This window comes from Nocardioides humilatus (assembly GCF_008373755.1).
Classification (GTDB): Bacteria; Actinomycetota; Actinomycetes; order Propionibacteriales; family Nocardioidaceae; genus Nocardioides; species Nocardioides humilatus.
The window spans coordinates 1-334 of sequence record NZ_VUJV01000153.1; the positions used below are offsets into that span (position 1 = coordinate 1).

Below are 334 nucleotides of genomic sequence, written 5' to 3' on the forward strand. Positions count from 1 at the left end.
GTTCGGATGCTTGTGGTTGGTAATAATCACTTGGAAGGGCTTTGTAGGTCTGCTGGTAATAATCCTTAGGAAGAGCTTTGAGGGCGTATTGAGGATCGGGCTGTTGTGCAGCAGCGGCAGGAGCTTCTTGCCATGCTTTTTCATGAGCTATACGAGCAGCCCTCACATCTGGAGCCTCTTCTACTGGTTTCAGCTCGACCTTAGGTAAGTTGTCTTCCTGGTGGAAACCGTCTCGGTCTGACCAGTAACGTACCTTGATGAGATCATTTTTGCCGTCCTTGTAGATATACGAGCCGGTGACGTCTCCGGATCTGACGCGATTTTCGACCTTCGC

General features: G+C 50.3%; 1 protein-coding gene. It reads right to left on the bottom strand.

The window, feature by feature from the left end:
• The coding region (locus F0U44_RS24295) for a chitin-binding domain-containing protein (RefSeq protein WP_188113652.1) at positions 1-334 on the bottom strand (334 nt) is incomplete at both ends.